This is a genomic window from Paenibacillus sp. J22P277 (assembly GCF_059383675.1).
The window spans coordinates 219,177-243,533 of the sequence record NZ_JBXENS010000004.1; the positions used below are offsets into that span (position 1 = coordinate 219,177).

At 58.4% G+C, this 24,357-nt stretch carries 25 protein-coding genes; 11 read left to right on the forward strand and 14 right to left on the reverse strand.

Going from position 1 to position 24,357, the window contains the following annotated elements:
• Positions 1-3 precede the first annotated feature (3 nt).
• The 4 genes from AC50YL_RS14325 to AC50YL_RS14340 form a co-directional block, all read right to left on the reverse strand.
• Positions 4-756 (reverse strand): Cof-type HAD-IIB family hydrolase, encoded by a 753-nt coding sequence (locus AC50YL_RS14325; protein ID WP_494832890.1) that lies wholly within the window; start codon positions 754-756, stop codon positions 4-6.
• Between the two features lie 478 nt (positions 757-1,234).
• On the reverse strand, positions 1,235-3,250 hold the full coding sequence (locus AC50YL_RS14330; protein ID WP_494832891.1) for a peptidoglycan D,D-transpeptidase FtsI family protein: 2,016 nt from the start codon (positions 3,248-3,250) through the stop codon (positions 1,235-1,237).
• A gap of 26 nt (positions 3,251-3,276) precedes the next feature.
• Positions 3,277-4,449, reverse strand: coding sequence for a transglutaminase domain-containing protein (locus AC50YL_RS14335; RefSeq protein WP_494832892.1), 1,173 nt, complete (start codon positions 4,447-4,449; stop codon positions 3,277-3,279).
• A 58-nt stretch (positions 4,450-4,507) separates the two neighbouring features.
• Positions 4,508-4,951 (reverse strand): hypothetical protein, encoded by a 444-nt coding sequence (locus AC50YL_RS14340; protein ID WP_494832893.1) that lies wholly within the window; start codon positions 4,949-4,951, stop codon positions 4,508-4,510.
• A gap of 177 nt (positions 4,952-5,128) precedes the next feature.
• On the opposite strand from AC50YL_RS14340, the gene AC50YL_RS14345 reads away from it, so the two are divergent.
• Positions 5,129-6,340, forward strand: a complete 1,212-nt coding sequence (locus AC50YL_RS14345; RefSeq protein WP_494833411.1) for an MFS transporter — start codon at positions 5,129-5,131, stop codon at positions 6,338-6,340.
• 329 nt (positions 6,341-6,669) lie between these two features.
• A complete protein-coding gene (locus AC50YL_RS14350; RefSeq protein ID WP_494832894.1) occupies positions 6,670-7,041 on the forward strand; it encodes a toprim domain-containing protein in 372 nt (123 codons plus the stop codon).
• A gap of 29 nt (positions 7,042-7,070) precedes the next feature.
• Here the strand turns inward: AC50YL_RS14350 and AC50YL_RS14355 are convergent, their stop codons facing one another.
• From AC50YL_RS14355 to cyoE, 3 genes are read right to left on the reverse strand one after another with little or no spacing between them, the layout of a single operon-like run.
• Positions 7,071-8,015, reverse strand: a complete 945-nt coding sequence (locus tag AC50YL_RS14355) for an AEC family transporter (protein WP_494832895.1) — start codon at positions 8,013-8,015, stop codon at positions 7,071-7,073.
• A 7-nt stretch (positions 8,016-8,022) separates the two neighbouring features.
• Positions 8,023-8,643 (reverse strand): SCO family protein, encoded by a 621-nt coding sequence (locus tag AC50YL_RS14360; RefSeq protein WP_494832896.1) that lies wholly within the window; start codon positions 8,641-8,643, stop codon positions 8,023-8,025.
• 11 nt (positions 8,644-8,654) lie between these two features.
• Positions 8,655-9,569, reverse strand: coding sequence for a heme o synthase (cyoE, locus tag AC50YL_RS14365; RefSeq protein ID WP_494833412.1), 915 nt, complete (start codon positions 9,567-9,569; stop codon positions 8,655-8,657).
• A gap of 170 nt (positions 9,570-9,739) precedes the next feature.
• On the opposite strand from cyoE, the gene AC50YL_RS14370 reads away from it, so the two are divergent.
• Positions 9,740-10,162, forward strand: coding sequence for a cell wall hydrolase (locus tag AC50YL_RS14370; RefSeq protein ID WP_494832897.1), 423 nt, complete (start codon positions 9,740-9,742; stop codon positions 10,160-10,162).
• A 39-nt stretch (positions 10,163-10,201) separates the two neighbouring features.
• Entirely contained in the window at positions 10,202-10,795 is a 594-nt protein-coding gene (gene gerQ, locus AC50YL_RS14375; protein ID WP_494832898.1) for a spore coat protein GerQ, read from the forward strand.
• Here the strand turns inward: gerQ and AC50YL_RS14380 are convergent.
• Positions 10,764-11,066, reverse strand: coding sequence for a hypothetical protein (locus tag AC50YL_RS14380; protein ID WP_494832899.1), 303 nt, complete (start codon positions 11,064-11,066; stop codon positions 10,764-10,766). The genes gerQ and AC50YL_RS14380 overlap by 32 nt on opposite strands.
• Positions 11,067-11,186: 120 nt before the next feature.
• On the opposite strand from AC50YL_RS14380, the gene AC50YL_RS14385 reads away from it, so the two are divergent.
• Positions 11,187-12,173 carry a metal-dependent hydrolase gene (locus tag AC50YL_RS14385; RefSeq protein WP_494832900.1) on the forward strand — a complete coding sequence of 329 codons (987 nt, stop codon included), beginning with the start codon at positions 11,187-11,189 and terminating at the stop codon, positions 12,171-12,173.
• A 123-nt stretch (positions 12,174-12,296) separates the two neighbouring features.
• Here AC50YL_RS14385 and AC50YL_RS14390 read toward each other — a convergent pair whose 3' ends face one another.
• Positions 12,297-12,521 (reverse strand): alpha/beta-type small acid-soluble spore protein, encoded by a 225-nt coding sequence (locus tag AC50YL_RS14390; RefSeq protein WP_161745028.1) that lies wholly within the window; start codon positions 12,519-12,521, stop codon positions 12,297-12,299.
• A 117-nt stretch (positions 12,522-12,638) separates the two neighbouring features.
• Here AC50YL_RS14390 and AC50YL_RS14395 point away from each other — a divergent pair, with 117 nt between their 5' ends.
• A complete protein-coding gene (locus AC50YL_RS14395) occupies positions 12,639-12,815 on the forward strand; it encodes a DUF5325 family protein (RefSeq protein WP_161745029.1) in 177 nt (58 codons plus the stop codon).
• Positions 12,816-12,860: 45 nt separating this feature from the next.
• Here the strand turns inward: AC50YL_RS14395 and trpS are convergent, their stop codons facing one another.
• The gene (gene trpS, locus AC50YL_RS14400; RefSeq protein WP_494832901.1) at positions 12,861-13,847 is read right to left on the reverse strand and encodes a tryptophan--tRNA ligase; all 987 of its coding nucleotides are present in this window, start codon (positions 13,845-13,847) and stop codon (positions 12,861-12,863) included.
• Between the two features lie 719 nt (positions 13,848-14,566).
• Between trpS and AC50YL_RS14405 the strand changes: the two genes are divergently transcribed.
• Positions 14,567-15,565, forward strand: a complete 999-nt coding sequence (locus AC50YL_RS14405; RefSeq protein ID WP_494832902.1) for a YihY/virulence factor BrkB family protein — start codon at positions 14,567-14,569, stop codon at positions 15,563-15,565.
• Positions 15,566-15,720: 155 nt separating this feature from the next.
• Here AC50YL_RS14405 and AC50YL_RS14410 read toward each other — a convergent pair whose 3' ends face one another.
• Both AC50YL_RS14410 and AC50YL_RS14415 read right to left on the reverse strand, forming a co-directional pair.
• A complete protein-coding gene (locus AC50YL_RS14410; protein ID WP_494832903.1) occupies positions 15,721-17,727 on the reverse strand; it encodes a beta-propeller fold lactonase family protein in 2,007 nt (668 codons plus the stop codon).
• The gene (locus AC50YL_RS14415) at positions 17,684-19,711 is read right to left on the reverse strand and encodes a hypothetical protein (RefSeq protein WP_494832904.1); all 2,028 of its coding nucleotides are present in this window, start codon (positions 19,709-19,711) and stop codon (positions 17,684-17,686) included. The genes AC50YL_RS14410 and AC50YL_RS14415 overlap by 44 nt, the downstream gene beginning before the upstream one ends.
• Positions 19,712-19,950: 239 nt before the next feature.
• On the opposite strand from AC50YL_RS14415, the gene AC50YL_RS14420 reads away from it, so the two are divergent.
• The 3 genes from AC50YL_RS14420 (at position 19,951) to AC50YL_RS14430 (ending at position 21,527) form a co-directional block, all read left to right on the forward strand.
• Positions 19,951-20,874 (forward strand): permease, encoded by a 924-nt coding sequence (locus AC50YL_RS14420; protein ID WP_494832905.1) that lies wholly within the window; start codon positions 19,951-19,953, stop codon positions 20,872-20,874.
• Between the two features lie 14 nt (positions 20,875-20,888).
• Entirely contained in the window at positions 20,889-21,212 is a 324-nt protein-coding gene (locus AC50YL_RS14425; protein ID WP_494832906.1) for a DUF1980 domain-containing protein, read from the forward strand.
• A 93-nt stretch (positions 21,213-21,305) separates the two neighbouring features.
• Entirely contained in the window at positions 21,306-21,527 is a 222-nt protein-coding gene (locus tag AC50YL_RS14430) for an alpha/beta-type small acid-soluble spore protein (RefSeq protein ID WP_494832907.1), read from the forward strand.
• A gap of 89 nt (positions 21,528-21,616) precedes the next feature.
• Here AC50YL_RS14430 and AC50YL_RS14435 read toward each other — a convergent pair whose 3' ends face one another.
• Entirely contained in the window at positions 21,617-22,015 is a 399-nt protein-coding gene (locus AC50YL_RS14435; RefSeq protein WP_494832908.1) for an O-methyltransferase, read from the reverse strand.
• A gap of 249 nt (positions 22,016-22,264) precedes the next feature.
• On the opposite strand from AC50YL_RS14435, the gene AC50YL_RS14440 reads away from it, so the two are divergent.
• Positions 22,265-23,524, forward strand: a complete 1,260-nt coding sequence (locus AC50YL_RS14440) for a methyl-accepting chemotaxis protein (RefSeq protein ID WP_494833413.1) — start codon at positions 22,265-22,267, stop codon at positions 23,522-23,524.
• Positions 23,525-23,681: 157 nt separating this feature from the next.
• Here AC50YL_RS14440 and AC50YL_RS14445 read toward each other — a convergent pair whose 3' ends face one another.
• On the reverse strand, positions 23,682-24,341 hold the full coding sequence (locus AC50YL_RS14445) for an SGNH/GDSL hydrolase family protein (RefSeq protein ID WP_494832909.1): 660 nt from the start codon (positions 24,339-24,341) through the stop codon (positions 23,682-23,684).
• Positions 24,342-24,357 lie beyond the last annotated feature (16 nt).

A 24,357-nucleotide genomic window follows, 5' to 3' on the forward strand; every position in this document is an offset into this window, starting at 1 on the left:
GGCTCACCCTTTCAGCACGTAGTCTTGAAGCAGCCGCGCGACCGCGTCCTCTTCGTTCGTCACATTGACGACGTCGGCGGCGGCCTTCACTTCATCCTGCGCGTTACCCATCGCGACGCCGAGACCGGCCTCGCGGATCATCGCGATGTCGTTCAAGCTGTCGCCCATGGCCGCTACCTGGGACATGTCGATGCCGAGCAGCTTGCATACCTCCCGGATCGCGGCGGCTTTCGTTACGCCTGCCGGATTCATCTCCAGGTTGGTAGGCGAGGAGTTCGTGATTTCCAGGCCGCCCCAGGAAGAGGTTTCCGCCAGAATCGCGCTAAGCATCGGCGCATCCTCCGTGAAATACCCGAACTTCAGCCAATGCTGGGACTCGAAATCCCCGCCGAGCTCGCGCCAGTTTTCTTTGTTGTACACGCCCATCGTCGAGTACGCCCAGTACCAGCATTCCTCGTGCCGAAGCGCGAGCTCGTGAAGCCGCTTCATCATCGCGACGGACATCAGCGTCCGCTCGTGAAGCACCTGCGGCCGCGCCCAGATCTCCCCGCCGTTGACGGTGATCATCGGCGTCTCCAGGCCCAGCTGCTCCGCGTACGGCAGCGCGCTCTGATAACCGCGCCCCGTCGCGAAGCTCACGACGATGCCCGCGTCCGATGCCTTCCGAATCCATTTCGCGTTCTCTTTGCTGACTTCCTGCCGGTCGTTGAGCAGCGTTCCGTCCATGTCCAGTGCGACGAATTTAATTGATCCCATGTTGGCCTCCTTGCCCAAGCTGCGCCTGCGGCAGCTCACTAAGAGCAATTTTAGCACAGAATAAGGAGAATCCAAACCGGTGAACGACAAAAGGCCGCGAAGCGCGGCCCGTTTCTTATCCTAAGGGATCGCCGCCCGGCGGCGCGCGATCCGTTCATGATCTTGCAGCGTTTGGAATGAAGCGTTCATGCGCCACCGTCGGTTATACGACCAAAACCGTTCCCGCCAGAAACAGCACGGCATACAGGAAGCGGCGAATGGACGAATGCTTGCGCGATCGTCTCCGCATGGGGATCCCCTCCTCGGTTCGCGTTCTAGTTTAACGTATGCAAAAATCTTTCCTTTGTGCAACAATCGGACAAGCGATCGCGCGTTTTTCGTTCCGCTTAAACCAAAAAGCACCCCGGGACGGCAATTTCCGTCATCGGGATGCTTGGCTTCCGCGATCGTGCCCGGATTACCGTGCGGCGGCGGTGTATTAGTGCGCTTTTCCGGCGGCATTCTCCGTCGGCGGCGATTTCTTCGGCACGCCGTTCAAGCCGATGTATTGGTCGTAAGCGTCGAGTATCTTGCGCGCGACCGGCGCGGCGCCGTCGGCGCCGAAGCCGCCTTCCGGTATGACGACCGCGACGGAGACGACGGGATCCTCGGCCGGAGCGGATGCGATGAATACCGAATTTTCCACGGTTTTGCCGCTGACCTGCTGCTGGGACGTTCCGGTTTTGCGGAGCACCTTGTACGGCGCGGTGTTGAACTCCTTCACGCTTACCTTGAGCATGCCGGTCTCGATTTCTTTCCAATACGCGTCCGGGAACTTGATCGTGCCGAGCACTTCGGGCTGAAATTTCTGCGCGACCGTTCCGTCCGTGTCGCGGACTTCCTTCACGAATTGCGGTTTCATCCGTTTGCCGTGGCTCGCGAGCGTCGCCGCGTACTGGGCAAGCTGCAGCGTCGTATACCGCCCCATCTGGCCGAACGAGGCCAGAATAAGCGCGGATTGCGAGCTCGCCGCCTCTCTCTCGTCGAAGTAGCCGATGACGCCCTTGCTCTCGTTCAGCAGGCCGCTCCCCGTGGAGACGCCGAGCCCGAACTGCTTGACGTAGTGATCCCAGACGTCGACGCCGGTCTTTGAATCCTTGCGGTACAGGGCATCGCCGACCATCTTGGCCATGAACGGATTGGAGGAATGGGATATCGCCGACGAAGGGTCAAGCGTCCCGTAGGCATGCCCCTTCGCATTGCCGATCCTGCGGCGCGTGGCGCCTTCCTTCCCGTAATAGAACGACCCCGTGTCCGTATAGGTGCTGTTCGTCGTAAACAGCTTCTCGTTCAGGCCGATCAGCACGGACAGCGGCTTCTGGGTAGAGCCGAGGAACACGATCGACGAGGGATGCTTCCGCTGCTCCTTCGGATCGTCGTACGGACCGATGACCGGACTGATGGTCCCGTTCTGAAGCACGTACTTGATGGCATTGTAATCGTCCGTGGAGATGCTGCCGCCTTCCCAGATGTTCGGATTGTAATCAGGCATGCTGGCCATGGCGATCACCTTGCCCGTCTTCACTTCCATGGCGACGGCGTAGCCGGTCTTGGCGTTGGGCGCGCGTTTGTCCGTCGGGGTCGTCCGCAGATACGCCAGCTGGTCCATGATCGCCTTCTCGGTCGTTTCCTGCACTTGCCGGTTAATGGTCAAATAAATATTGTCGCCCTTATCCGGCTTCGTCACGGTCGGCGGTCCGACGATGCGGCCCGCCGCGTTGACGGGGTACACCTTCAGTCCGTTCTTGCCGCGCAGCACGTCCTGGTACAGGAATTCCAACCCGTCGTACCCGACGTCTTCCTGCTGCAAATATTTCAGCCGCGGATCGGCCGTCTTGGCTTTGTCTTTGTAAAGGCCGTTCTCGGCGCCGCCGCCGAACTTCTTCAGATACCCGACGAGTTGAACGGCCGTATTGCCCGTATCGTAATGGCGAATGCTCTCTTCGACGATGTCGATCCCCGTGTACAAATCGCGGTTTTCCAGGAAAAACGCGATCTCGCCCGGCGTCAACCCGCTCTTGATCCGTCTCGGCACGGAAACCGTGTTCTTCTTGTAGTCCAAGTCCATGTTCTTGATGATCTGCTCCAGCGTTACGGCCATCTTCGGGTCCCCGTGCCGCTGAAACACCTCGAGCAGCTTGCCGGCCGTCGCGATCGAATTCTCTTTCTTCGCGCCGGGCTGGATGCTGTAATACAACGACTGCGTCGAAGTCGAATACGCGATCGCCTTGCCGCCGGAATCGTAAATATTGCCGCGGATCGGCGGAATCAGCACGCTCGTGGAGCCCCGCCGCTCCTCTTCCTCGCGCAGGGAGGGACCGTCGACAAACTGCAGGATCGCCAAACGAACGATCAGCACGCTGAATAAGAAGAAGGTGGCAAAAAAGAATAAGTTCAACCGGAACGTAAAATTCCGCCGTCTCCGGATTTCCCGCTTCTGCGGATCGTCCTCCACGCGCAATAGCTCCTCTCCATGATTCCCTAAGCTTCCCGAATATGCGTATTCGAGAAGCCTTGCGGGTTAAACCAGTCGCCCGAGGAAGCCCAGGTCGCGTCAAGCGGAATCCACGCACCGCCGCTGTCCGCCAGCTTTACTTCGTTCCAGGCATGCGGGCCGGAGCCGCCGTCTCCGGTCAGGCCGACGCCCGTCACGACGCGCACGTCCAGCCCCGCGGAACGCGCCATGACCGCGTACAATCTGGCCACGTCGATGCAGACCCCCTTCCGGGAAGCGAAGGTATCGGTCGGCGACTGTTCCTTCCAGACGCCGTGATCGACATAGTCGTTCGCCTTATCCCAGTCGTAAGCGATGCGCGTGCCGACCCAATCGTAGAGCGCGCGGGCTTTCTGCTCGTCGGTCGTCGAATTCTTGGTCACCGCGGCGGCCGCCGATTCGATGTCCGGCGGAATCGCCGCGTCGATCACTTCGTACTTGCGTTCCAGGACGCGGCGGAACTCGGCTTCCACGGCATCGCTGATCACCGGCCCGCGCTTCAGCACGTCGCCCGCCACGGGATCCAGCAGCTCCGACGCCGTCTTATTATACAGCGCGGAAGCGCGGATCATGTCCGTGCCGAATGCGTTCGGCAGCACGGATACGTAGACGAACAGGCACGCCATCACGATAAAGGCGCGGCCGCTGCCGAGCAAAGCGCCGATCATGGCGCCCGTCGTTCGGCTGGCCGTGCCGGAGAGCAGCTGCGATCCGCCTCCGCTCCGGCGGACGTCCATGTTCCGCTTCGGCAAGACGGCATCGGCCATGCCGAACAGCGCCGGCTCCAGCGCATGAAGCACGAGCCTAAGCAGCGAATAGAGCAGCAGGAACAGCACGCCGAACCGCAGCAGGTCGAAATCGCGCAGGCTCGTCACGACCGTGTACCAAAGCTGCTTCAGCGTGCTCAGCTCTTCCTTGGGCACGGCGATGCCGCGTTCTACCAGCCAGTCCCGCACGAGCGGCGAGAAATACACGCTGCCCCTGCCCGCCAGGAGCAGCGACGCGATCACCGCGACCGCCTGCCAAATAAAAAAGAAAAGGTGCTTCGCCGAACCCGACGCACCTCTTCTCATGCCCGAAAATAAGGAGACAAGCAGGATGAGCACCACCATGAGCGCAACCGGTTCCGGTTTCAGCAGGGTTTGAACCCATGTATGCATGATGACGCCCCCTTTGGCCTTTTAATCGCGTACTGCCGTTCGATCAAGCCCCGCCAATTCAGACGTTCTGCTTCGCCTGATCGATTAAGGCCTGGATCGTCGCGTCGATCTTCCACGTGCCGAGCGAAGCGCCCCGGAACGAAACCTTCACTTCCCCGTCGCCCGGCGTGCCGTTCAGCTCCAGGTTCTTCGTCTTGACCGTGAACGTGCCGTCGTCGTTGTTCGTGAACGTCGCGTCCCGCGCTTCGCCCGCCATGGCCGAGATCGCTTCCTGCTTCACGCTGTCCGCGACCTTCGTGCCGATGGACTTGACGTCCTCCAGCGAGTAGCCGCTGTAGATGACGACCCCTGCGAGAATCGCGACGACGATCAGCCATTTGACGACCGTCTTCACGATGCGGACGACGATGAACAGGACGACCAGCGCGATGACGAGAAACAGCCAGTTATCTTTAAAGAAGTGTACCCATGTATCCGTATCGTAGTTAAAATCAAAGCTCATTGCGCGCGCACGTCTCCTTATACCGCCGATAAGTCATTCTACCTCACATTATAACCCATCCCCCTGGGAGCGTAAACCAGGCCGGGTCTGACATATCCAAGCTTTGACATATCCAAGCCCCCGTCCGCGTACAAGTAGTAACAATCCGTTTCATGCGCACAAAAGGAGTGATTCGCCCTGAGAACCGCCATCTGGCTCTATTTGTTCCTGTTCGTCGCGTTCTTCGACCTGCATGCCCAATATCCGATCCTGACTCCGTTCGCGGTATCGCTCGGAGCCGCCCCGTCGTTCATCGGACTGATGATGGGGCTGTATTCCATCACCCACTTGCCCGGCAATCTCATCGCCGGCGTCGGGGTCGACCGGTTCGGCAGCCGGTTGTTCATCGTCTTCAGCCTGGGGGCCGCCGGGGGCATCCTGCTCATGCAGTCCCATGTCACGAATCCGTGGCAGTTGCTGGCGCTCCGTTCGATAAGCGGCTTCGTGCTCGCGTTTCTCTCGCCCGCCTGCATGTCGCTGCTCGCGCGCATCGCGACGGACCGCATGAAGCAGCGGAAGCTGATGGCCGGCAACGGGCTCGTCCATACGCTAGCTTCGGTCATCTCACCGGCCGCCGGCGCCTACCTGGTCGCGCAGATCGGCTTCACGACCGCCTTCAACGTGCTGGGCTGGGTGCTGATCGTCACGGCTGCCTGCGCCCTGTTCTTCATTCGCGACGTGCCCGCGCAAAGCGAGCAATCGGCGACGAGTCTCCCGCAGGCGCAAGCGAACGCGGAGGCGATCGGCATGCGCGGCGAGCAAACGCCGAAAGAACGGCCGCCCGCCATCCCGTGGCTGATCTTCCTGCTGCCGGTCGCCATGAGCAGCGCGCAGGGAATCCTGTCGTTCGAGCTGCCGCTCATGTCGACGACCAAGGAAGGCATGATGACGACGGGCTTGCTGTTCTCCATCGTCAGCCTCGGCGCCTTGTTCACGCTCAGCATGCTCTTCCTGAACAAGCTGTCGCCTTTCATGCGCTCGCTTTGGGGCGCGTTCATGCTGGCGCTCACGTACTTCGCGATCGCGGCCGGCGCGCCGCTGCCGTTCTTCGTGCTGCTGTTCTTCCTCGGCATGGCGAAAGGCGTGATTTTCCCCGCGCTGTCCTCGCTGCTGATCGAACGCAGCGGCGGCGAGCGGTACGGCCGCATGTTTTCCATCCTGTCCATCGCCTTCTCCATCGGCGCTTTCATGGGTCCGATGCTGGCGGGGCAGCTTCGTAATTTCGTCTCGCCCTACTATATCGCGTTCCTCGGCTTGATGCTGGCGGTCTCGGTATTGCCCTTCTTTTCCGATCCGACGAAGCGCCGGAACGCGCGGGACGCGGGCGCCCATTTTTCGCATTCTGGGTGATGGCACAGGGCTTCTGTCACTCCGGGGCATATAGTACTGTGTGGCAAGCGGCAGTGATGCTTAAATGCAAAGCGCCTTACGCCCTAGTCCTTATTAGGCGAAAGAGGGGTGACTTCACAATGTCTCAATGTGTAGAACCAATCCAAGGCCATCATGGCTTCGGTCATATCGGCATTATCCTCGTGCTCTTCATCCTGCTCGTAATCGTATTTAGCGGTTGTTTTTGCTAATCGAGTTCGGAAAATGGAAAGACGGCTCGCCGGATTCCGGCAGGCCGTCTTTTCGTTTCGCGCGCGGATGCGGTAAGATGGCGTTAGAGGTGAACAGCCATGGATATCGTCCTGATCGTGGAAGGCAAAAACGACCGCAGCCGCCTTCGGCGCGTGCTGGGCGAGGAGGTCCCCATCCTCTGCACGTACGGCACGCCCGGCACGCTGCAGATCGAGAAGCTCCGCAGGCAGGCGGGGGACAAGCAGGTGTACATCTTCACCGACAACGACGCTTCCGGGCGGCGCATTCGCGGCATGCTCCGCGACGCCTTCCCCGACGCCGAGCACATCCATACGCGGCGCGGCTATCCGGGCGTGGAGAAGACGCCGGAGGAGTATTTGATCGAGCAATTGGAAAAGGCGGGCCTCGAAGCGTACATTACGTACCCGCCTCAGGGCGCCGCCATTTGGAGCAAAGAGGACGGATTGTGATCATTCGGCCGAATGATCACAATCCGTCCTCATATATGAAGGAAATAAATCACGGCCGTTACCGTCACGATGCTGAGCGCCGTCGAGAACAGCACGACCTGCGAGGCGAATTCCGGTTCGTTGTCGAATTCGACCGCCAGCAGCACGCTGGAGAGCGACGTCGGCACGGAAGAAGACACGATGAGCGCTTTGGCCATCAGGCCGTCCACGTACGTGAAGCTGTTCGTGCGCAGCAGCCAGACGACGGCCAGCGCAAGCAGCGGCGCGGCGACGAGCCGAAGTCCGACGGACAGCAGGACGTCCTTCATCTTCGGATGCCTGAACGTCAGCTTCATGCTGCCGAGCTGCACGCCGAGCGTGATCAACGCCACGCCGATGAAGGCATCCGCCAAATATCCGATCGGCGTTCTGATCGGCTGCGGGATCGGGACATGCAGCGCGTGCAGCAGCAAGCCGAGCGGAATCGCGTAGATGACCGGCAGCCCCAGGATGGTCCGGAGGATATCCCGCGCTTTGAGCCGATGGGAATTGACGTTGTAGATTCCGTATGTATTCGGGATGAGCGCCTGCATCATCATGATGAGCACCTGCACCGACAACGTGTACGGGTTGGCGGCGAACGCCAGCTGATTGAGCGGAATGCCGTAATTCGCGCTGTTATAGAACAGCACGCTGTTGCGCATCGCGCCACGCAGCGAAGTCGGCGTTCCGCGAAGCTGGATCACCGTTTCGACGGCGCCGTACAGCAATAGCATGAACAAGAAGAAGAAGAGCAGGACTTTCAGCAGGACGTTGCCGGAGATATCGGTCGTATACAATAAATTAAAAATGACGGCCGGCGAGAACAAATAAAAATTCAGCTTCGACAACGTCTTGATGTCCAAAGAAAAAACCCGATGCAGCGTGATGCCTAAAGCAATCATGACTGACAACGGGATTACGTTGTTCCATAGTATGGAGAGAAAAATCGTCATCGGCGCGCTACGCTTTCACGAGGGCGTTGATGACATCCACGATTTTGTCCGCGTTTTGCGATTCGTCGATGGAGCCCGTCATATACTTGCGCACGACCCCTTCGCGGTCGACGAAGGTTATCGTGTCCGTATGCGTGAACAAGTTGGTCTTCTCGTCTTTCAACAGCCCCAGCCCGAAATCCTTCATGAGCTTCTCCGTATCTTCCGCGCTGTCTTCCCGAAGGAACTTCCAGCCGCCGGCGTCGATATCGAATTTGCTCGCGTACGACTTCAGGGCGTCCGTCGTATCCCGCTTCGGATCGAACGTCACCCACATGAACTCGACGTCCTTGCCGAACGTGCCCTTCTCCTTCAGCTTGTTCTGCACCTGCGTCATCAGGTAGGTCGTCGGCGGGCAGATGTCCGGGCAGTTGGCGTAGAAGAAATAAATGACCCGCACTTTGCCGTTCGTATCGTCCAAGGTGACCTGCTTGTCGTCCAAATCCGTCAGCGCGAAGCTCGGCGCCTTCAGGCTCTGATCCAGGTTGACTTCCGTGCCTTTCGTGGACGAGAGGTATAAATAAAGTCCCATCGCGGCGCATAGCAACAGCACCGCGATCGCAAATCCGTACTTCCGCATGACATGCATCTAAGCTCCCCCTAACCGATCGCGCCGTTCGTATCCGCGATCATGATGAGGAACACGACCATCAGATAGTTAATGGAAATCAGAAAATTCGTTCTTGCCCACTTGGTGGTATCCGCGGCGCGCAGGCCCATGATCGTATGAACCAGCCACAGAATGCCGCCGATCAGCGAAATAATCAGGAACGTGTACCCGACGTACTCGTAAGCGAACATCAGGATGCCGGTCGGAATCAGCAGCACGATGTAAGGCAGCATTTGCCATTTCGTCCGCGGAATGCCTTTGACGACCGGCAGTAACGGAAAGCCTGCCGCACGGTATTCTTCTACGCGGCGAATGGCGAGCGACCAGAAATGCGCCGGCTGCCACAGGAACAAGAGCGCGAACAGGATCCAAGCCCCGGCATCGACCTCGTTCGTTACCGCGCAGTACCCGATAACCGGCGGCATCGCGCCGGAAATGCCGCCAATGGACGTGCTCCATGTCGACGTGCGCTTCAGCCACAAGGTGTAGATGACGACGTAAACGAAAAATCCGAGCAGCCCCAGCCAGCCTGTGAGAGGATTCACAAGCAGAAACAGCACGGCCACCCCGATAATGCCAAGCACGATGCCGTAAATGAGCACGCCTGTCGGATGGAGTCGTTTTTGCGGAAGCGCGCGATTCTTGGTACGTTCCATCTTCGTATCCAAGTCGCGGTCCCAATAGTTATTAATGACGCATGCCGATGCCATCGTCAAAGCCGATCCGATAAGCATGTACAGCAGCAGCAACCAATCGATATTATCCCATTTCGAAGCGACCCAAAATCCGCCGAACGCAGCGATCGCGTTTAAACGTATGATGCTCGGTTTTGTCAGGGCCACATAATCTTTAAGCACAGCCAGCCTCCCCGCTTCCGATCCCTCTGAGCGTCGTTTCCGCTCAATTTTTGTGTTTTAAAATCGAACTTAATCATACCGAAAAAACAAGCTCTTGACAATGTTCGCGGTTCCTGTTCATGAATTTGACACCGGTTGGAACCATTTTGCCCAGCCCTCAATACACTGTCAATGTGGTTCATGGCCCAACTGAGCGAAAGGAAGTGGAAAGTTCAGCAATGGCAGTCGTTAAATCCAATTCGGAAGAAGTGAAGCTGCTGGCCCGGCTTCTGCGCGCCGAAGCCGAGGGCGAGGGAAACCTCGGCATGCTGATGGTCGGCAACGTCGGCGTCAACCGCGTGCTGGGCAACTGCTTGGATTTCAGAAATATCCGCACGATTCAGCAGATGGTCTTCCAAAGCCCCGGCGGGTTCGAAGCAACCCAGAAGGGCTACTTCTACCAGGCTGCCCGCGACAGCGAGATCGGGCTTGCCAAACGGGTCATTAACGGCGAACGGCGCTGGCCGGCCACGAACGCCCTCTGGTACTTCCGTCCGGCGAACAGCTGTCCGGCGACCTGGTGGGACCAAGGGCTGGTCGATAAATATAAATCCCACTGTTTCTACGCGCCCAAATCTTCCGATTGTCCAGCTGTTTATTGAATAAAGCCACACATTCACGAAAGCGAGGAATTACATCTTATGTCTAACGGTTACGGGTACAACACGGCGGTCAGTCCAGCAAGCACGGGGGGCTTCCCCGGTTACGGCGGCGGATGGCAGCAGCCGACGTCCATGCCAATGCAAATGCAAATGCCGGTGCAAATGCCGGTCCAAATGCCGATGCAGCAAATGCAGCAAATGCAATCGCCGCTGGTAGCGGGCGCCTCCACGCAGCCGCCGACCGTGCCGAGCGGTTCGTTCGTCACGCCGTCCGGCGGCAACGTCGTCGCGATCCCGGCGTCGGAAGAGTCTTACGTCGAGAATATCCTGCGGATGAACCGCGGCAAAATGGCGACGTTCTACATGACGTACGAAAACAACCGCGAATGGAACGCGAAAGTGTTCCGCGGCATCATCGAAGCTGCAGGCCGCGACCATATCATCATCAGCGATCCGTCCACGGGCATGCGTTACCTGCTGCTGACCTTGAACCTTGACTACGTCACGTTCGACGGCCCGATCAATTATTCCTACACCTTCAACGGCGTCACGATCACGAACAACACGTCGCTGCCTTCCGGCACGGCGGGCACGACCCCGACTACGAACTCGGTTCCGCTCGGCCGTCCATAACAGGCTTGAACGTCCACGCATGGATTTTGGCGCTGCCTCCCGGCACCCAATCCGCCATTTCACGCCAAGAAGAACGCTCCCCGCAGCGTTCTTTTTTGATGTTCAACGCCTCTTCCTCGTCACGCGCCTCCCATACTTCGACGAACAGCAAGGGCTGGTCCGTCCCCTCGTACAGCTTGAAACCCGCTTCATCCCGGCGCGGCGCGATCCAGCCGCGGTACCGCTCCTCCGCCGACGGCTCGATGTGATACTCGACGAAACAAATAAACATGAAATTCAGCCTCCCGTTATAATCGCCCACGATTCGGAAAATACTTAAGCGTACATATATGAAGTATACACAAAAACAGCAAGCCATCTCAGCACGCACAATCGAGGAGGTTCAAAACTCATGGATAGCGGAACGCATTTGGTCATGGGAATCGGGCTTGCGGGGCTCGCCGCGGTCGATCCCGCCGTCGCTTCGGACCAGACGCTTTACGCGGCCGTCCTGATCGGCACGGTCATCGGATCGGAAGCGCCGGATCTCGACGGCTTGCTGCGGCTCAAGAGCAACGCCGCCTACATCCGCAATCATCGCGGCGCCTCGCACTCCATTCCCGCCGTCGCGCTGTGGACGATCGCCATTTCCCTGCTGGTCGAGTTGATATTCAAGTTTCGGCTTCCGTGGGTTCATGTCGGAGGCTGGGTACTGCTCGCCGTATGCGTTCACGTGTTCTCGGATTTGTTCAATACGTACGGGACGCAGGCCGCAAGGCCGTTCACGCAAAAATGGATTTCGTGGAACATCATCCATATTTTCGATCCCGTCATCTTCGTCTCCCATCTCATCGCGATCGTGCTGTGGGCGCTGCGGATCGGCGATCCGACCATCATCTTCCCGCTGCTTTACGCCGGTTTGATCGTGTACTACATTTGGCGAACCGTCACCCACAAGGCGCTGCAGAAGAAGCTCGTCAAGCTCGATCCCGGCTACGAGGAAGGCGACCGGTTCATCCTGATTCCCACGATATCGCTGCATGACTGGAACGTCGTCAAACGGCGCCCGGACGGTTACTTCTTCATCGGGGACTTCCGCCAGGGCAAGCTGCGCTGGATCGACAGCGCCAGGTGCGGGGAGCATCCGGCCATCGAGAAGTCCAGGAACGACCCGTCCATCCGCGCATTCCTTTACTTCACCTCCTTTGCCTGCGCCGACGTGCAGGAGCGCGACTGGGGATACGAGATCCGCTGGTCCGATGTCCGCTACAGGCACCGCAAGCAATATCCGTTCGTCGGGGTGCTGCTGATGGATAAGGAGTATAAGACGCTCGGTTCCTACGTGGGCTGGCTAAGCGACGAACGGCTGCAAAAGCGGCTCAGAATGAATACGTATTGACTCGAGGGGCCTCTTCTTGCACAATAGAAGAGGTCTTTCGCTTGCGTCTTTCGAAAACGAAAAAGCAGAAGCTCAAGGTCGCCCTTGAGCTTCTGCTGTTGCTTCTTTTTATCCGGTTATGGATTAACGGAATTGCGAAGAACCGGACAATTGTTGCTCGGCGATTTGGACCAATTTACGCGTGATGTAACCGCCGAGGGAGCCGGCATCGCGAGTAGAAAAGTTGCCATAGTAGCCGTCTTGCGGAATTTGAATGCCCAGCTCTTGTGCAGCCTCGTACTTCAATTGATCAAGTGCTGCGCTTGCTTGCGGTACAACCAACGTATTGCTGCTGTTGCTACGTGCCATGTGGAATTTCTCCTTTCAACTCTTACGATGGTGTGTTGCAAACTTATTATGATTCGTTGGCGAGAAGAATATGCTAAACTCGCGCAAATAATTTATTGCTTGAAGGAGTAGGTTCCCATGTCCAAGCCGATGGCGCTTTGTTTCGCCATATTCTCCGTGCTTTTAATGTGCGCCACAGCGATTTCCATCAGCTATAGCGGATGGCTCGCGGTCCTGTTTTTCGTCCTGACGATCTTCAGCATCGGCGCCGGTTTCATCGTCAACGCCAAAATGAGACGCCGCAGACAAGGGTAACCCCCGTCTGCGGCGTTTGTCTTTCTTCTCTATGCGGTATCGCGCCTAGCGGGGCAGCAGGAAGCCCATTTTCTCCTTGGCGTTGCGAAGCGTCTCGTTCGCGACCTCCGATACCCGCTCCGCGCCTTGCTTCAAGATATCGTGAATCTCGCCGGAGCTGCGAATGTCCGCATACCGCCGCTGCAGGGGCTCCAGCTTCGCGACGACGTGCTCGGCCAGCTCCTTCTTGAACGCGCCGTAGCCCTGTCCCTCGTAGCGCGCTTGGATCTCCTCCAGCATCATGTCCGCGCAGTGCGCGTAAATGCTCATCAGGTTGCTGACCTCCGGCTTTTCGGCCGGGTTAAAGATGACGTCGCGCCCGGAATCCGTCGTGGCCCGGCTGATCTTCTTGCGGATAACGTCCGGCGGATCCAGCAGCGCGATATAACTGGCCGGATTCGGGTTGCTCTTGCTCATCTTCTTGGTCCCGTCATCCAAGGACATGATGCGCGCGCCGACCTTCGGAATGTACGGTTCCGGAATCGTGAACAAGTCGCCGAAGCGTTGGTTGAACCGCTGCGCCAGGTCGCGCGTCAGCTCCAGATGCTGCTTTTGGTCGTCCCCGACCGGGACCAGATCCGCGTTGTAGAGCAGAATATCCGCGGCCATCAGCGTCGGGTACACGAACAAGCCCGCGCCGACGGAATCTTTGCCGGTGGATTTATCCTTGAACTGCGTCATGCGCTCCAACTCGCCCATGTAAGCGAGCGTCGTGAACAACCAGCCGAGCTCCGCATGGGCCGATACGTGGGACTGCGCGAACACGCTCGCCTTGGCCGGGTCGATGCCCGCCGCGATGAAGAGCGCCGCGACCGCTTCCGTCTGCTCCCGCAGCGCCGCCGGCTCCTGCGGCACGGTGATGGCATGCAGGTCGACGACCATGAAGAAGCACTCGTGCGTTTCCTGCAGCTTGACGAAATTTTGAATCGCTCCGATGTAATTGCCGAGCGTCAGCTGCCCGCTTGGTTGAATGCCTGATAATACGCGTTTCATTGCCTGCATCCTCCTTTTTTTCCACGCAAAAAAAGCCCTCCGCCGCAAGGGACGAGGACCGTGGTGCCACCCTAATTCGCTTGCTCGCGCCATCGACGCACCGTTGCGGTACGGACGCGGCAAACCTCCAAGCTTCCTAACGCGAAGCGACTCGGCGATGCATACGAAAGCTCCCGGGGAGCTCTTTCCTCATCGCGGCTCGGGGGTCCATTCGGCCAATCGGACGCCTGCGCCGGTTCGCACCACCCACCGGCTCTCTGAAGCGGCTATCCGCGCTTACTTGTTCCCGTCATTGCTTTAAGGACGATTATACCCTGCGGGTGGCTAATGTCAAGAGGGGTTCACTTGCACCCCTAAGTTCAAATTCATCCTCTAAGTTCAATTGCACCCCCTAAATCCCCCTGAGGGGGACCCCGAGGGCTCCCGCCCTCAGGACACCCGGATGATTATCTCGTGACGGCTGTGGCGCTTCTGCGTGCTTGTGCTCGTATTTGTCCCGTGCGTCGCCCCAGCTTCTTCGAACGTCGCGGCCTAGCGCTTTACGTCGCCTTAGGTACCGTGCATTTGGATGCGGCACGATCGCAGTTCCCTTTCGTACTACCGCTTCTAACAAAGGACAAGACTTCCCGCCCTGCTGCATAGAATGAATGATAGGCCTCCGTTTGTCTCTTCGGCAGGTTGGTTAATGATGGTTGAAACGATGAAAGGAGGAGTTTCAAATGGCTAATCCTTGGTCCGTGCCCGATTCGGAAAAATCCAAGCTTCGCGATAACGGAACAGTACCGCGTACCGCCGCCCGTGCCGCTTCTTCGCTCAACCAACCCCGGCAGCGCAGCCGGATGGGGGTTATATCGTTCTCGAAACATCTGTATTGCCGGTTCCAAGACGACGATGTCCAAGCGATGGGAGCTCAACTGACGTATTATTTGATCCTGTCCTTCTTCCCTTTTCTGATTTTCATCATCGCGGTGCTCAGCTTCGCCGATCTGACGGTGAACGACGTGATCGACCGCATTCGGCCCGTGATGCCGCAGCTGTCGACCCAGACGATCGCGGACGCCTTCGAGGAAATCCAGAGCTCCCGCAGCGGCTCCCTTCTGTCGATCGGGCTCCTGGTGACGCTCTGGTCCGCCTCGAGCGGCGTCAGCGCCATCATGAAAGCCCTGAATAAAGCCTACGATGTCGAGGAATCGCGTCCGTTCTGGAAGGTCAAGGCGTACTCGCTGCTTTTCACCGTCGTGCTTGCGCTCGTGATCGTATTCAGCCTCGTGATGCTCATCTTCGGCCGTATCATCGGCGACATGCTGTACAAGGAAACGCGCCTGCCCGGCAGTATCGACGCGCTCTGGAACGTCGCCCAATTCGTGCTGCCGATCGTCGTGATGGCCGTCTTGTTCGTCGCCTTGTACCGCTATGCGCCCAATCTGCGGCTGAAGTTCCGCGAGGTGCTGCCGGGCGCGCTCTTCGCGACGTTCGGCTGGATTGCGACATCGCTCGCGTTCTCCTTCTACGTCAACAACTTCGGCAGCTATTCCAAAACCTACGGCAGCATCGGCGGCATTATCGTCCTGCTGACCTGGCTGTATCTGTCGAGCATCATCATCGTGATGGGCGGCGAGATCAACGCGGTGCTTCATTTCGACCGTCACGGCAAAACGAAAGACAATTGCAAACAGTTTTCCATCCCCGTCCCGTTGTTTTTCCGAAACAAGAAATAAAATATATAGGCTGCCGCAACCTGCTTGCACCGGATCCGCTGAACGAAATACGAAATTCTCCCGTCGCGCGCGTATGATCGTGCCGCGCAAAAAGCCGCAGCTGACTTCGCTGCGGCTTTCCTTCGTCTCCCATTGCTTGAAAACGGCTTCGGCTTTTATTGGATTTGCTTCAAGTAAGACACCAAATCCTTAATTTCCTTGTCGGACAAATCCGATGTACGGCCATGCTCGTCGCCGGCCCGTTTGATCACGTCCTCCAGCGTCGGCGCGCTCCCGTCGTGGAGGTAAGGCGCGGTCGCATAGACGCCTCGCAGGGTCGGCGTATCATAGAAGCCGCGCTCTCTTTTGTTGGCGAACGCGCCGCGCGCATCGCCGGCATAATCGACGTCCGCGCCGTTGACCGTGCCGACGTTATGCAGGAAGTCCTTATTGTCCGTCGTCAGCTGTCCGTCCGCCCCTTTGGCATTGCCGCTGTCGGTCATGACGTCGGCGGCATGGCAGACGATGCACTGCGCCTTGCCTTCGAATATCGCCTTGCCCCGCTCCGCGTCCGCGGTCAGCCGCCCATCCTCCGTCCGGAACGGACTTTGCGGCACCGGGAAGGCGTCGGGCATGCGCATGTACGCGGCCAAAGCGTCGAACAGCTTCTTCGCGTCCGCGGGCAGCGGCTTCGCGGGGTCGACCTCGGCGAGGCCGCCCATCTCGCCCTGAACCGTATGAATGTAATCGTCGAACTCGTCGCGGCTGCCGTCCCACATGAACAAGCCGGTATCGAACGCGAGCACGTTGCTCGGTATGTTCCGCGGCCCCTTGCCTGTCATGATGGACAACCGGTCGACCTCGCCGTCGGAATGGCAGGAGGCGCAGCTCATCCAATTGCTGCCCGTAAGCGCGTAATCGTCGGAATTCGCGCTGTAGAACAACGTCTTGCCGAGACGCTGCTGCGCGTCCAGCCGATCCTTCGCGATCAGCTTCAGCGGCTCGCCGTCGACGCGCGCCTGTCCGCCTTCTTCATCCGCGGGAGGGAGCGCGACGACGGTGAGGTCATGAGAACTCGCATTGTTGATGTACAGCTTGTCGCCGTCCTTCGACATGACCATGCCGATCGGCAAATCGCCCGGCAGGTGATGTATGATTTGGCCGGCTCTGCCGCCTCGCGCCAGATCGAATACGAGCAGATCCTCGCTGCCGCCCATAAGCGCGTAAGCCTTCTTTCCGTCGGGCGAGAACACGATGTCGGTCGGATTCGAGACGATGATCGTTTTGCCGAATTTATCCTTGACGTCGATGGCTTTGAACAACTCCTTGCGCGACTTGGCATCCTCCTCGCCGGTCTGCGCGTCCACGACGGACAGCGCCGGGAAAATCACTTCCTCGAACTGGACCGGCGTATCGGTATTCGTCAGCAGATGCGCTTCCCATAACGAACTGCCGTCCGGCGTCAGCCGCAGTTGCTCCACCGTATTCGGCTTGCCCTGGCTTTTCTTCCGGTCCGGCAGATCGGGAGAAGGCGCAAGCGCCCGGTCGCTCAGAAGCTTCATCGAGGCCGTCTCGTAAATCGACGTGTCCGAGGTCAAATAATCCGAGACGTACAGCTTCGCGCCATCCGCCGATATCGCGACCGCGCGCGGATTATCGCCCGCTTTCTCTTGCTTCAGCACCTTCCGGCTGTCCGTATCGACGACGGATACGGTGCCGGAGCGATAATTGGTCACGTACAGCGTCTTCCCGTCCGGGCTCTCCACGATGCCGTACGGCTCGATGCCCGTCTTGACCGATCCGAGCACCGCGCCTTTATCGATATCGACCCACTCCACCGAGTTCGCGTAACGGCAAGTGACATAGAGCGTATCGCCGTCGGGCGACAGCGCAACCTCGCGCGGCTCTTTGCCGACGGCGATCTCCTTGACGACTTTGCGGTCCTTGGCATCGACGACGGAAACGGTATTGGTGTCGCCGTTCGCGATATAAAGCGTGCCTCCATCAGGGCTCAGGACGATGCTGCTCCCGGATTGCGGAGCCGGAGCGGCCTTGTCGCCGGAGCCGGTGCACGCGCTTAACAACGCCATGGCGGCGAGTGCACCCGCACCCGCCGCCAGTTTGATCGCCCGCCGCCCGTTATTTGGAAACTTCAACAGGGAGAAGTATCGGCGCAATCCCATTATCACCATGTCCCTTCTGAATCTGAGGCACCGTATCGCCGTCGGTATTGCCGGAATCGTCGCCTTCCTTGTAGACGTCGCCGGTATCCCAGAATTCGCTGGCCTGCATGCCTTCGTCGAGCTTCGGTCCGTTAATGACTTGCTTGAAGAACGCCACGTAACGGTCTTGGATCGCGTTCTGCTCGAGCGCTTTCGGCGCGTCCGCGTCGCCGCTCGTGTTCTTCAAATGCTCCAGCGCCAATCGGAACACGGCGGATACCCCCCCGGCCGTAAACGCGTCGTACTTCGCTTCGTCGCCGCTTGTTTTGTAGGCTTTCAGGCCGTCGTCCCATAGCTTCACGTCCATGGCGACGTACAGCTTGCGGGCCGCGTCGCGGTATTTCTCGTCCTCGGTCACGAGGAAAGCGGAGGTCAAGCCGCGAATCGCGCCGATTTGAGCTTCCAGCGAAGTGTCCGTGCTCGCTTCGCCCTTCGCCGTGTCGTAGCCGGTAACGGCCAAGCCGTCTTTATTGATCAGCGAATTCAAGATGAAATCCGCCTGCTTCACGATCATGTCCTTCGCCGCCGCGCCCTGCTCCGTCTTCAACCCTTCGGCGGCATCGCCGTTGGCATACCCGACCGGCAGCCCGTCGATGGCGCGCTCGAACATGCGAAGCGCTTCGATCGTATAGCCCGCTTGGAACGTATCCACCTGCGTGCCCTGCTGATCGCCGTCCGATTCCGTGACGAACGCGCCTGCCTTCTCGTTCCAATGGCGGTTCTTCACGTTGTCGAACACGGCGAGCAGCACGTCATGCGCAACGGTGTACGGATCCGTGGACGCGATGTCGTTGCTGTCGTCGGCATCCGTATTCACGGCGGGAGCCGCAGGGAACGGATCGCCGTCGAACACGCGCGCGAAGGCCGGGTTGCGGTTCGGATTCGCCGGACGCTGGTCGGTCATGCCGAAGAACTCCGACGTCGGCCAGAGCATCAGCCACTGGTCCTGCAGCAGGCTGCGGCCGTCGGCGACCTTCAGGCTCTTGACGCCCGCGAAGTCTTTGTTGCCGTCTTCCTCCACGTCGATCGCATGCGGCAGGTAGCCGCCGGAAGCGCCGGAGAAGGCCCCGATGGATTTGGAAGACGCATTGTAGAACAGATTGTCGCGGACATACAGCAGCTTGTTCCATACCTCGTCGGTCAGGATCATGCCCTGCATGCCGTCGACGGAGCTCACGCCGAGCTTCAAGCCTTGGTCGGCCTCCGGGCCTTCCTTGGCCGTGGAAGCGTCCACTTCCTCGTCGCTTTTCCCTTCGTGCAAGTTGCCGAGGAAATCTCCCGCCCACAACGACTGCTTCAGCATCGTGCCGCCGTAAGCGGCCGGAATAAGCTGTTTCTTCATCTTATCGCGATTCCAACGAAGCGAGGAGAAATCTACCTGATAATTCGGAATATACGCGCCGTCTTCGCCGTCCGCGTATTTGCCGGTATCCACCTTCTGATTATATTGCGGATCGCCCGATGCGTACTCGATGAACGTCGGGAACATGTTCTGCTGGATGTCTTCCGCGGGCTGGCCGACGCTTTCGGCCATGTGCTGGAACCGCGAAGCGAGCAGCTCGTTGTTCGCGACTCCGGCTGCCTTCGCCTCGAGCGACGTCGCCGGACCGTTGGCCAGATGAAGGCCGAGACCGGACTTCTCCACGACCTCGTACATCGCCTCCTCGGAGTACTCGTACGATTCGATGCCCGCCTTATAATCGAAAGCCGTCGGCTGGTCGATTTTGCCGGCATCCAAGACGTCGAGATCGACGCCGAGCGACTCGGCCAGCGGCTCGCCGGAGAGTTCGAATTCCGCGTAAGCGAACATATTGCCCGCCGTGTCGAAGCTGTAATCGGACACTTTCACATGCACGTCGTTATCGCTGCAGCCCGATAATGCGACAGAGCAAGCAAGCAGTGCGGAAACCGCTGCGGCTCCGGTCGTTTTCTTGCGTAAAGTCATCGGTATAAGTCCCCTTACTTTTAAAAGAATGATGGGTGCAATTTATTAACAATGATAATCATTATCACACTAAGCGAATTCTACTCTTTTTGCTGGGGATTGGCAACGGTTTTTTGAATGGTTCCCAAATTTGCTGCAAAGTTTGTCCTGCGCGCGAACAAGCCCGCATACCCTATTCTTAACTAAGGTTTCGCGAAGGGCCGTCCGGCGATGCGATTCGGAGAGGAGCGATCGGGAGCGTGCATGATTTTCAACATATCTTCATCAGTATCATTATTGAAGCTTTTCCGTTCATCCTGCTCGGCGTCCTCGCTTCGGCCGTGCTCCAGGTGTTCGTGTCGGACCGGCTCGTCGCGAAGCTGACGCCGCGCAATCCGGTGGCGGGCGTGCTCTTCGGCAGCCTGCTCGGACTGCTGCTGCCCCTCTGCGAATGCGGCATGATTCCTATCGTGCGGAGGCTGATCCGCAAGGGCATGCCCCCCTATATCGGCATGGTGTTCATCTTCGCTGGCCCGATTCTCAACCCCATCGTGTTCGTCTCGACCTTCAACGCCTTCCGGTCCGAGCCATCCATCGCCTATGCCCGCATGGGCTTGGCGTTGATCGTTTGTTTGCTGCTCGGCCTGGCGCTTTACGTCTTCATGAAGCGAAACCCGCTGAAGCTCGGGCTCCATTCCTTCGTTTCGGGAGGCTCCAGGCAGCCGGACGATCATTACCAGTTCAATCACGGTCATTCGGGCGGCGGCATCCGGGACCGCATTCAGGCGACGTTCACCCATGCGTCCGACGAGTTTTTCGACATCGGCAAATATTTGATCATCGGGGCGCTGCTCGCGGCGCTCGTGCAATCCTCCGTCAGTCCGGAGCTGCTGCAAACGGTCAGCGGAACTCCGGCGCTCGCCTCCCTGTTCATGATGGCGGCCGGCTTCGCGTTGTCGCTGTGCTCCACCTCCGACGCCTTCGTCGCCTCGTCGTTTCACGGCATCTTCGGTCCCGGCGCGCTGCTCGCCTTCCTCGTCTTCGGACCGATGGTGGACGTCAAAAGCCTGCTGCTGCTCTTCGCGGCTTTCCGCAGCAAAATCGTCATCGGCATCGTCGTCTTCCTGTTCGCGGCGGTGTGGATCGGCTCCATGCTGGCGGAGAAGCTCGTATTCGGAATCTAAGGAGGTCTTCCGCCATGTCGACCAGGCAGCGAAGAGCCATCGTCCACCACTTGATCCGGTGCTGCATCCTGAGCGCGTTCGGCTTCTACATCGTCTTTCTTGTCCGCACGGGCAGTCTCGCCGGATACGTCGAGCCGAATCTCGCCGCCGCGGTCAAGCTGTCCGCGATCGGCTTGTTCGCGACCGCGATCTACCAGCTGCATGCCGCCTTATCGGAATGGCAGGGTTACTCCCCCGAAGCATGCGATTGCAATCATGAACCGTCCCCTTCCCTCGCCGCGAACCTGGTCATTTACGGCCTTTTCGCGCTTCCGATCGTCTTGGGCTTCACCATATAAATTGGAAAAAATTACAACATTAACTTGACAGATTATTTCGCATAATTGCTTCCAGCGTATCCATACTAAGGGTACACAAAGGAGGTGATTACGATGGCTTCCAACCGCAGCAGCAATTCCTTGCTCGTTCCCCACGCCATGGCGGCGCTTGACCAAATGAAATTCGAAGTGGCGCGCGAAATCGGCATTTCCATTCCGCAAGACGGTTATTACGGCGATATGGCAACCCGCGACGCAGGCGCGATCGGCGGAAACATTACGCGCAAACTCGTGCAAATGGCGGAAATGCAACTTGCAGGCAGAGCTTCCCGTTAACGGCTAAGCGATGATCCTCCAGGGCAATATGCCGAATAGGAACGAAAAAAGCTGCCCCAGCGTACCGAGGCAGCTTCTTTATTATGTAATCAAGGCGTATCGCGCAGTTGTTGGCCGTATTTGGGCGTGTACCGGAACATATTCGCCAAATTGTAATTGGACTCGAACATGATGCTTGCCGACCAGGCCCCGGACCGGACCGAGAAATCGTACAGAATCTCGCCGTGCGTCCAATTGCGCTTCAGCTTAATGGAATCGACCGCCATGTGACGGAAGGCCTGCACTTGCTCCCGCGTCATTCCTTGCTCCGAAGCGCCGATCCGTCCGTTCTTGCTTTCGATCGGATTGTGGCGAACGCCGTACTTTCCGACGACGTTGTTTCGAATTTGAATGATGACCGTCCCCGCCAGCGAATGCAGCAGCTCTTCTTCCAATTGTTTGAACACGTAATCAACTTGTCGAGTTAAGGCCATTTCATCCTGTTCCATGTGTGTACGCCTCCGCCATCCCTGATTTAGATGTATTTTCCATCTCATCCAATAGACCTATTATAGGACAGGCTACTCGATCTTACAACAGTTTTTTTACAAAAATCTTACAGATTTTTAGTACTTTCGACACCCAAAATCATAACCTTACAGTTCTTTCGACATGATCCGATCGTATGGGACTTATATAGACAAAAAACGGAGCGGTGATATAATAGGATTATTTCAAAATTAGGGGGAGCAAGCATGATGCAATGGTTCTCTGCTTTATCGATTCGCAATAAGCTGCTGACGGGCTGCTACGCCATCGTCGGCATTTTCTCCGTCGCGCTTATACTTGGTTTGCTTTTGACGGGCGGCAGCGTCGTACTGGGACTTTGCATTATCGCGATCGCCGCAATCGTCACCTTCCCGCTTGTGCGCGTAATCGAGACAGCGCTTACATCTTCCATCCAGGACATGACTTCGATCGCGTTCGGCATCGCCAAGGGGGACTTCACGCAGAAGGTCGACGTATCCTCTACCGCGTCGCTCGGCGAGCTCGGCCACTCGTTCAACAGCATGGTGGACAAGCTGCGCGATATTTTAAAAGAAACCTCGACGATATCCAGAGTCGTGAACGATACGAGCCGAAACATCTTCGATAAGAACGTGGAGCTGAAACGGGTCATGGAGCAGGTCGCCGCTTCCGCGGGCGAGCTGGCTACGGGCGCCAACGAGATCTCCGAGGATGTCGGCGACATGGCCGATTCGATTCGCGAGATCGAGGAGAAGGTCAGCGCCTACGCCCATTCCACGCAAGAAATGAACGAACGCTCCGAACAGACGCTGAGCCTCGTGGCGCGCGGCCGCCAAGCGGTCGACAGCCAGTCGCTGGGCATGAACCGCAACGTGGAGGCGACCTTGAAGGTCGCGGCAACGATCGAAGACCTGGCGCGGAAAGCGCAGGGCATCTCCTCCATCACGCGGACGATCTCGGATTTGGCGGAGCAGACGAACCTGCTGTCGCTGAACGCCTCCATCGAGGCGGCCCGCGCGGGCGAGCACGGCCGGGGCTTCGCGGTCGTCGCCCAAGAAGTGCGCAAGCTTGCCGAGGAATCAACGTCCTCCACGAAGGAGGTATTCACGCTCGTGCGCGACATCGATGCCGGCGTGCAGCAGGCGATCCAGAACATCAAGGTCAACGAAGAAGTCGTCCAGCTGCAAATGCAAATGCTGCGCGACTCCGAGCATGTATTCACGGAGCTCGTCACGAGCGTCGAGTTCATCACCGCCCAAATCGCCCAGTTCTCCAGCGAAAGCGATGCGATGCTGGACAGCGCCCGCAAGATCTCCGGCGCCATCCAGAACATCTCCGCCATCACGCAGCAATCCGCGGCCGGCACGGAGCAGGTGTCCGCCTCGATGAACGAGCAGATCGGGTCCGTCCAGGCCGTCGTCTCCGAAACGGAGAAGATGCAGCAAATCGTCATGCAGCTGCAGCGTACGATGTCGATCTTCAAGATCTGATTCATGCCCGATGTCAAAAAAGCCGCCCCGGTTACCCGGGGCGGCTTTTACGTGCGTTTTATTTGGCCTGCCATGAAAACTACATATCGTCCGCCGCCAATCAATCGCGACGCAAGCCGTTGACGGAGGAGCGAATCTGCCTTACGCCGACATTCCCTTACAGTCCTTTGCCGTATTCGTAGCCGACCGCATGCAAGAAGGCGCGCGCGATCACCGCGTGGCCGATTTGATTCGGATGGACGCGATCCCATGCCAGCGTTCCGGCATACAAGTGCTCCAGCACGCGCCCGAATGCGGCCTGCGTGTCGACGAACAGCGTGCCGAATTTGTCCGCGACGCGCTTGACCGCCGCGCCGTACCGGTCCATCTGCGCCCGCATCAGGTCGTCCGCATTCGGCTCGATATAGAACGGCGTCATCAGGACGAGTCCCTTCAGCTGCGGCAGCGTCGCCGCGACGAGCGATTCCAGCGTGGCTTCGTATTCGTCCAAGTACACATGCGATTCCTTTATCGTCGGCGAGTCGAATTGGCGCCATACGTCATTCGTGCCGATCATGACGGACAACCAGTCCGGCTTCAAATCCACCACGTCGGTCTGCCAGCGGTTCTTCAGATCGCGAACGGTATTGCCGCTCGTCCCCATGTTCGTGACGCGGATGCCGCGCTCCGGATACGTCGAGGACAGCAGCGCATCGACGACGCCGACGTAGCCTTTGCCGATCGCGTCGAACAACCCTTCGCCTACGGGCCGCGCGCGGCTGCAATCCGTGATGGAATCGCCGATCATGACCAGTCTTTCATTATTTCCGATGAGCATCTTCGTTTGCCTCCCT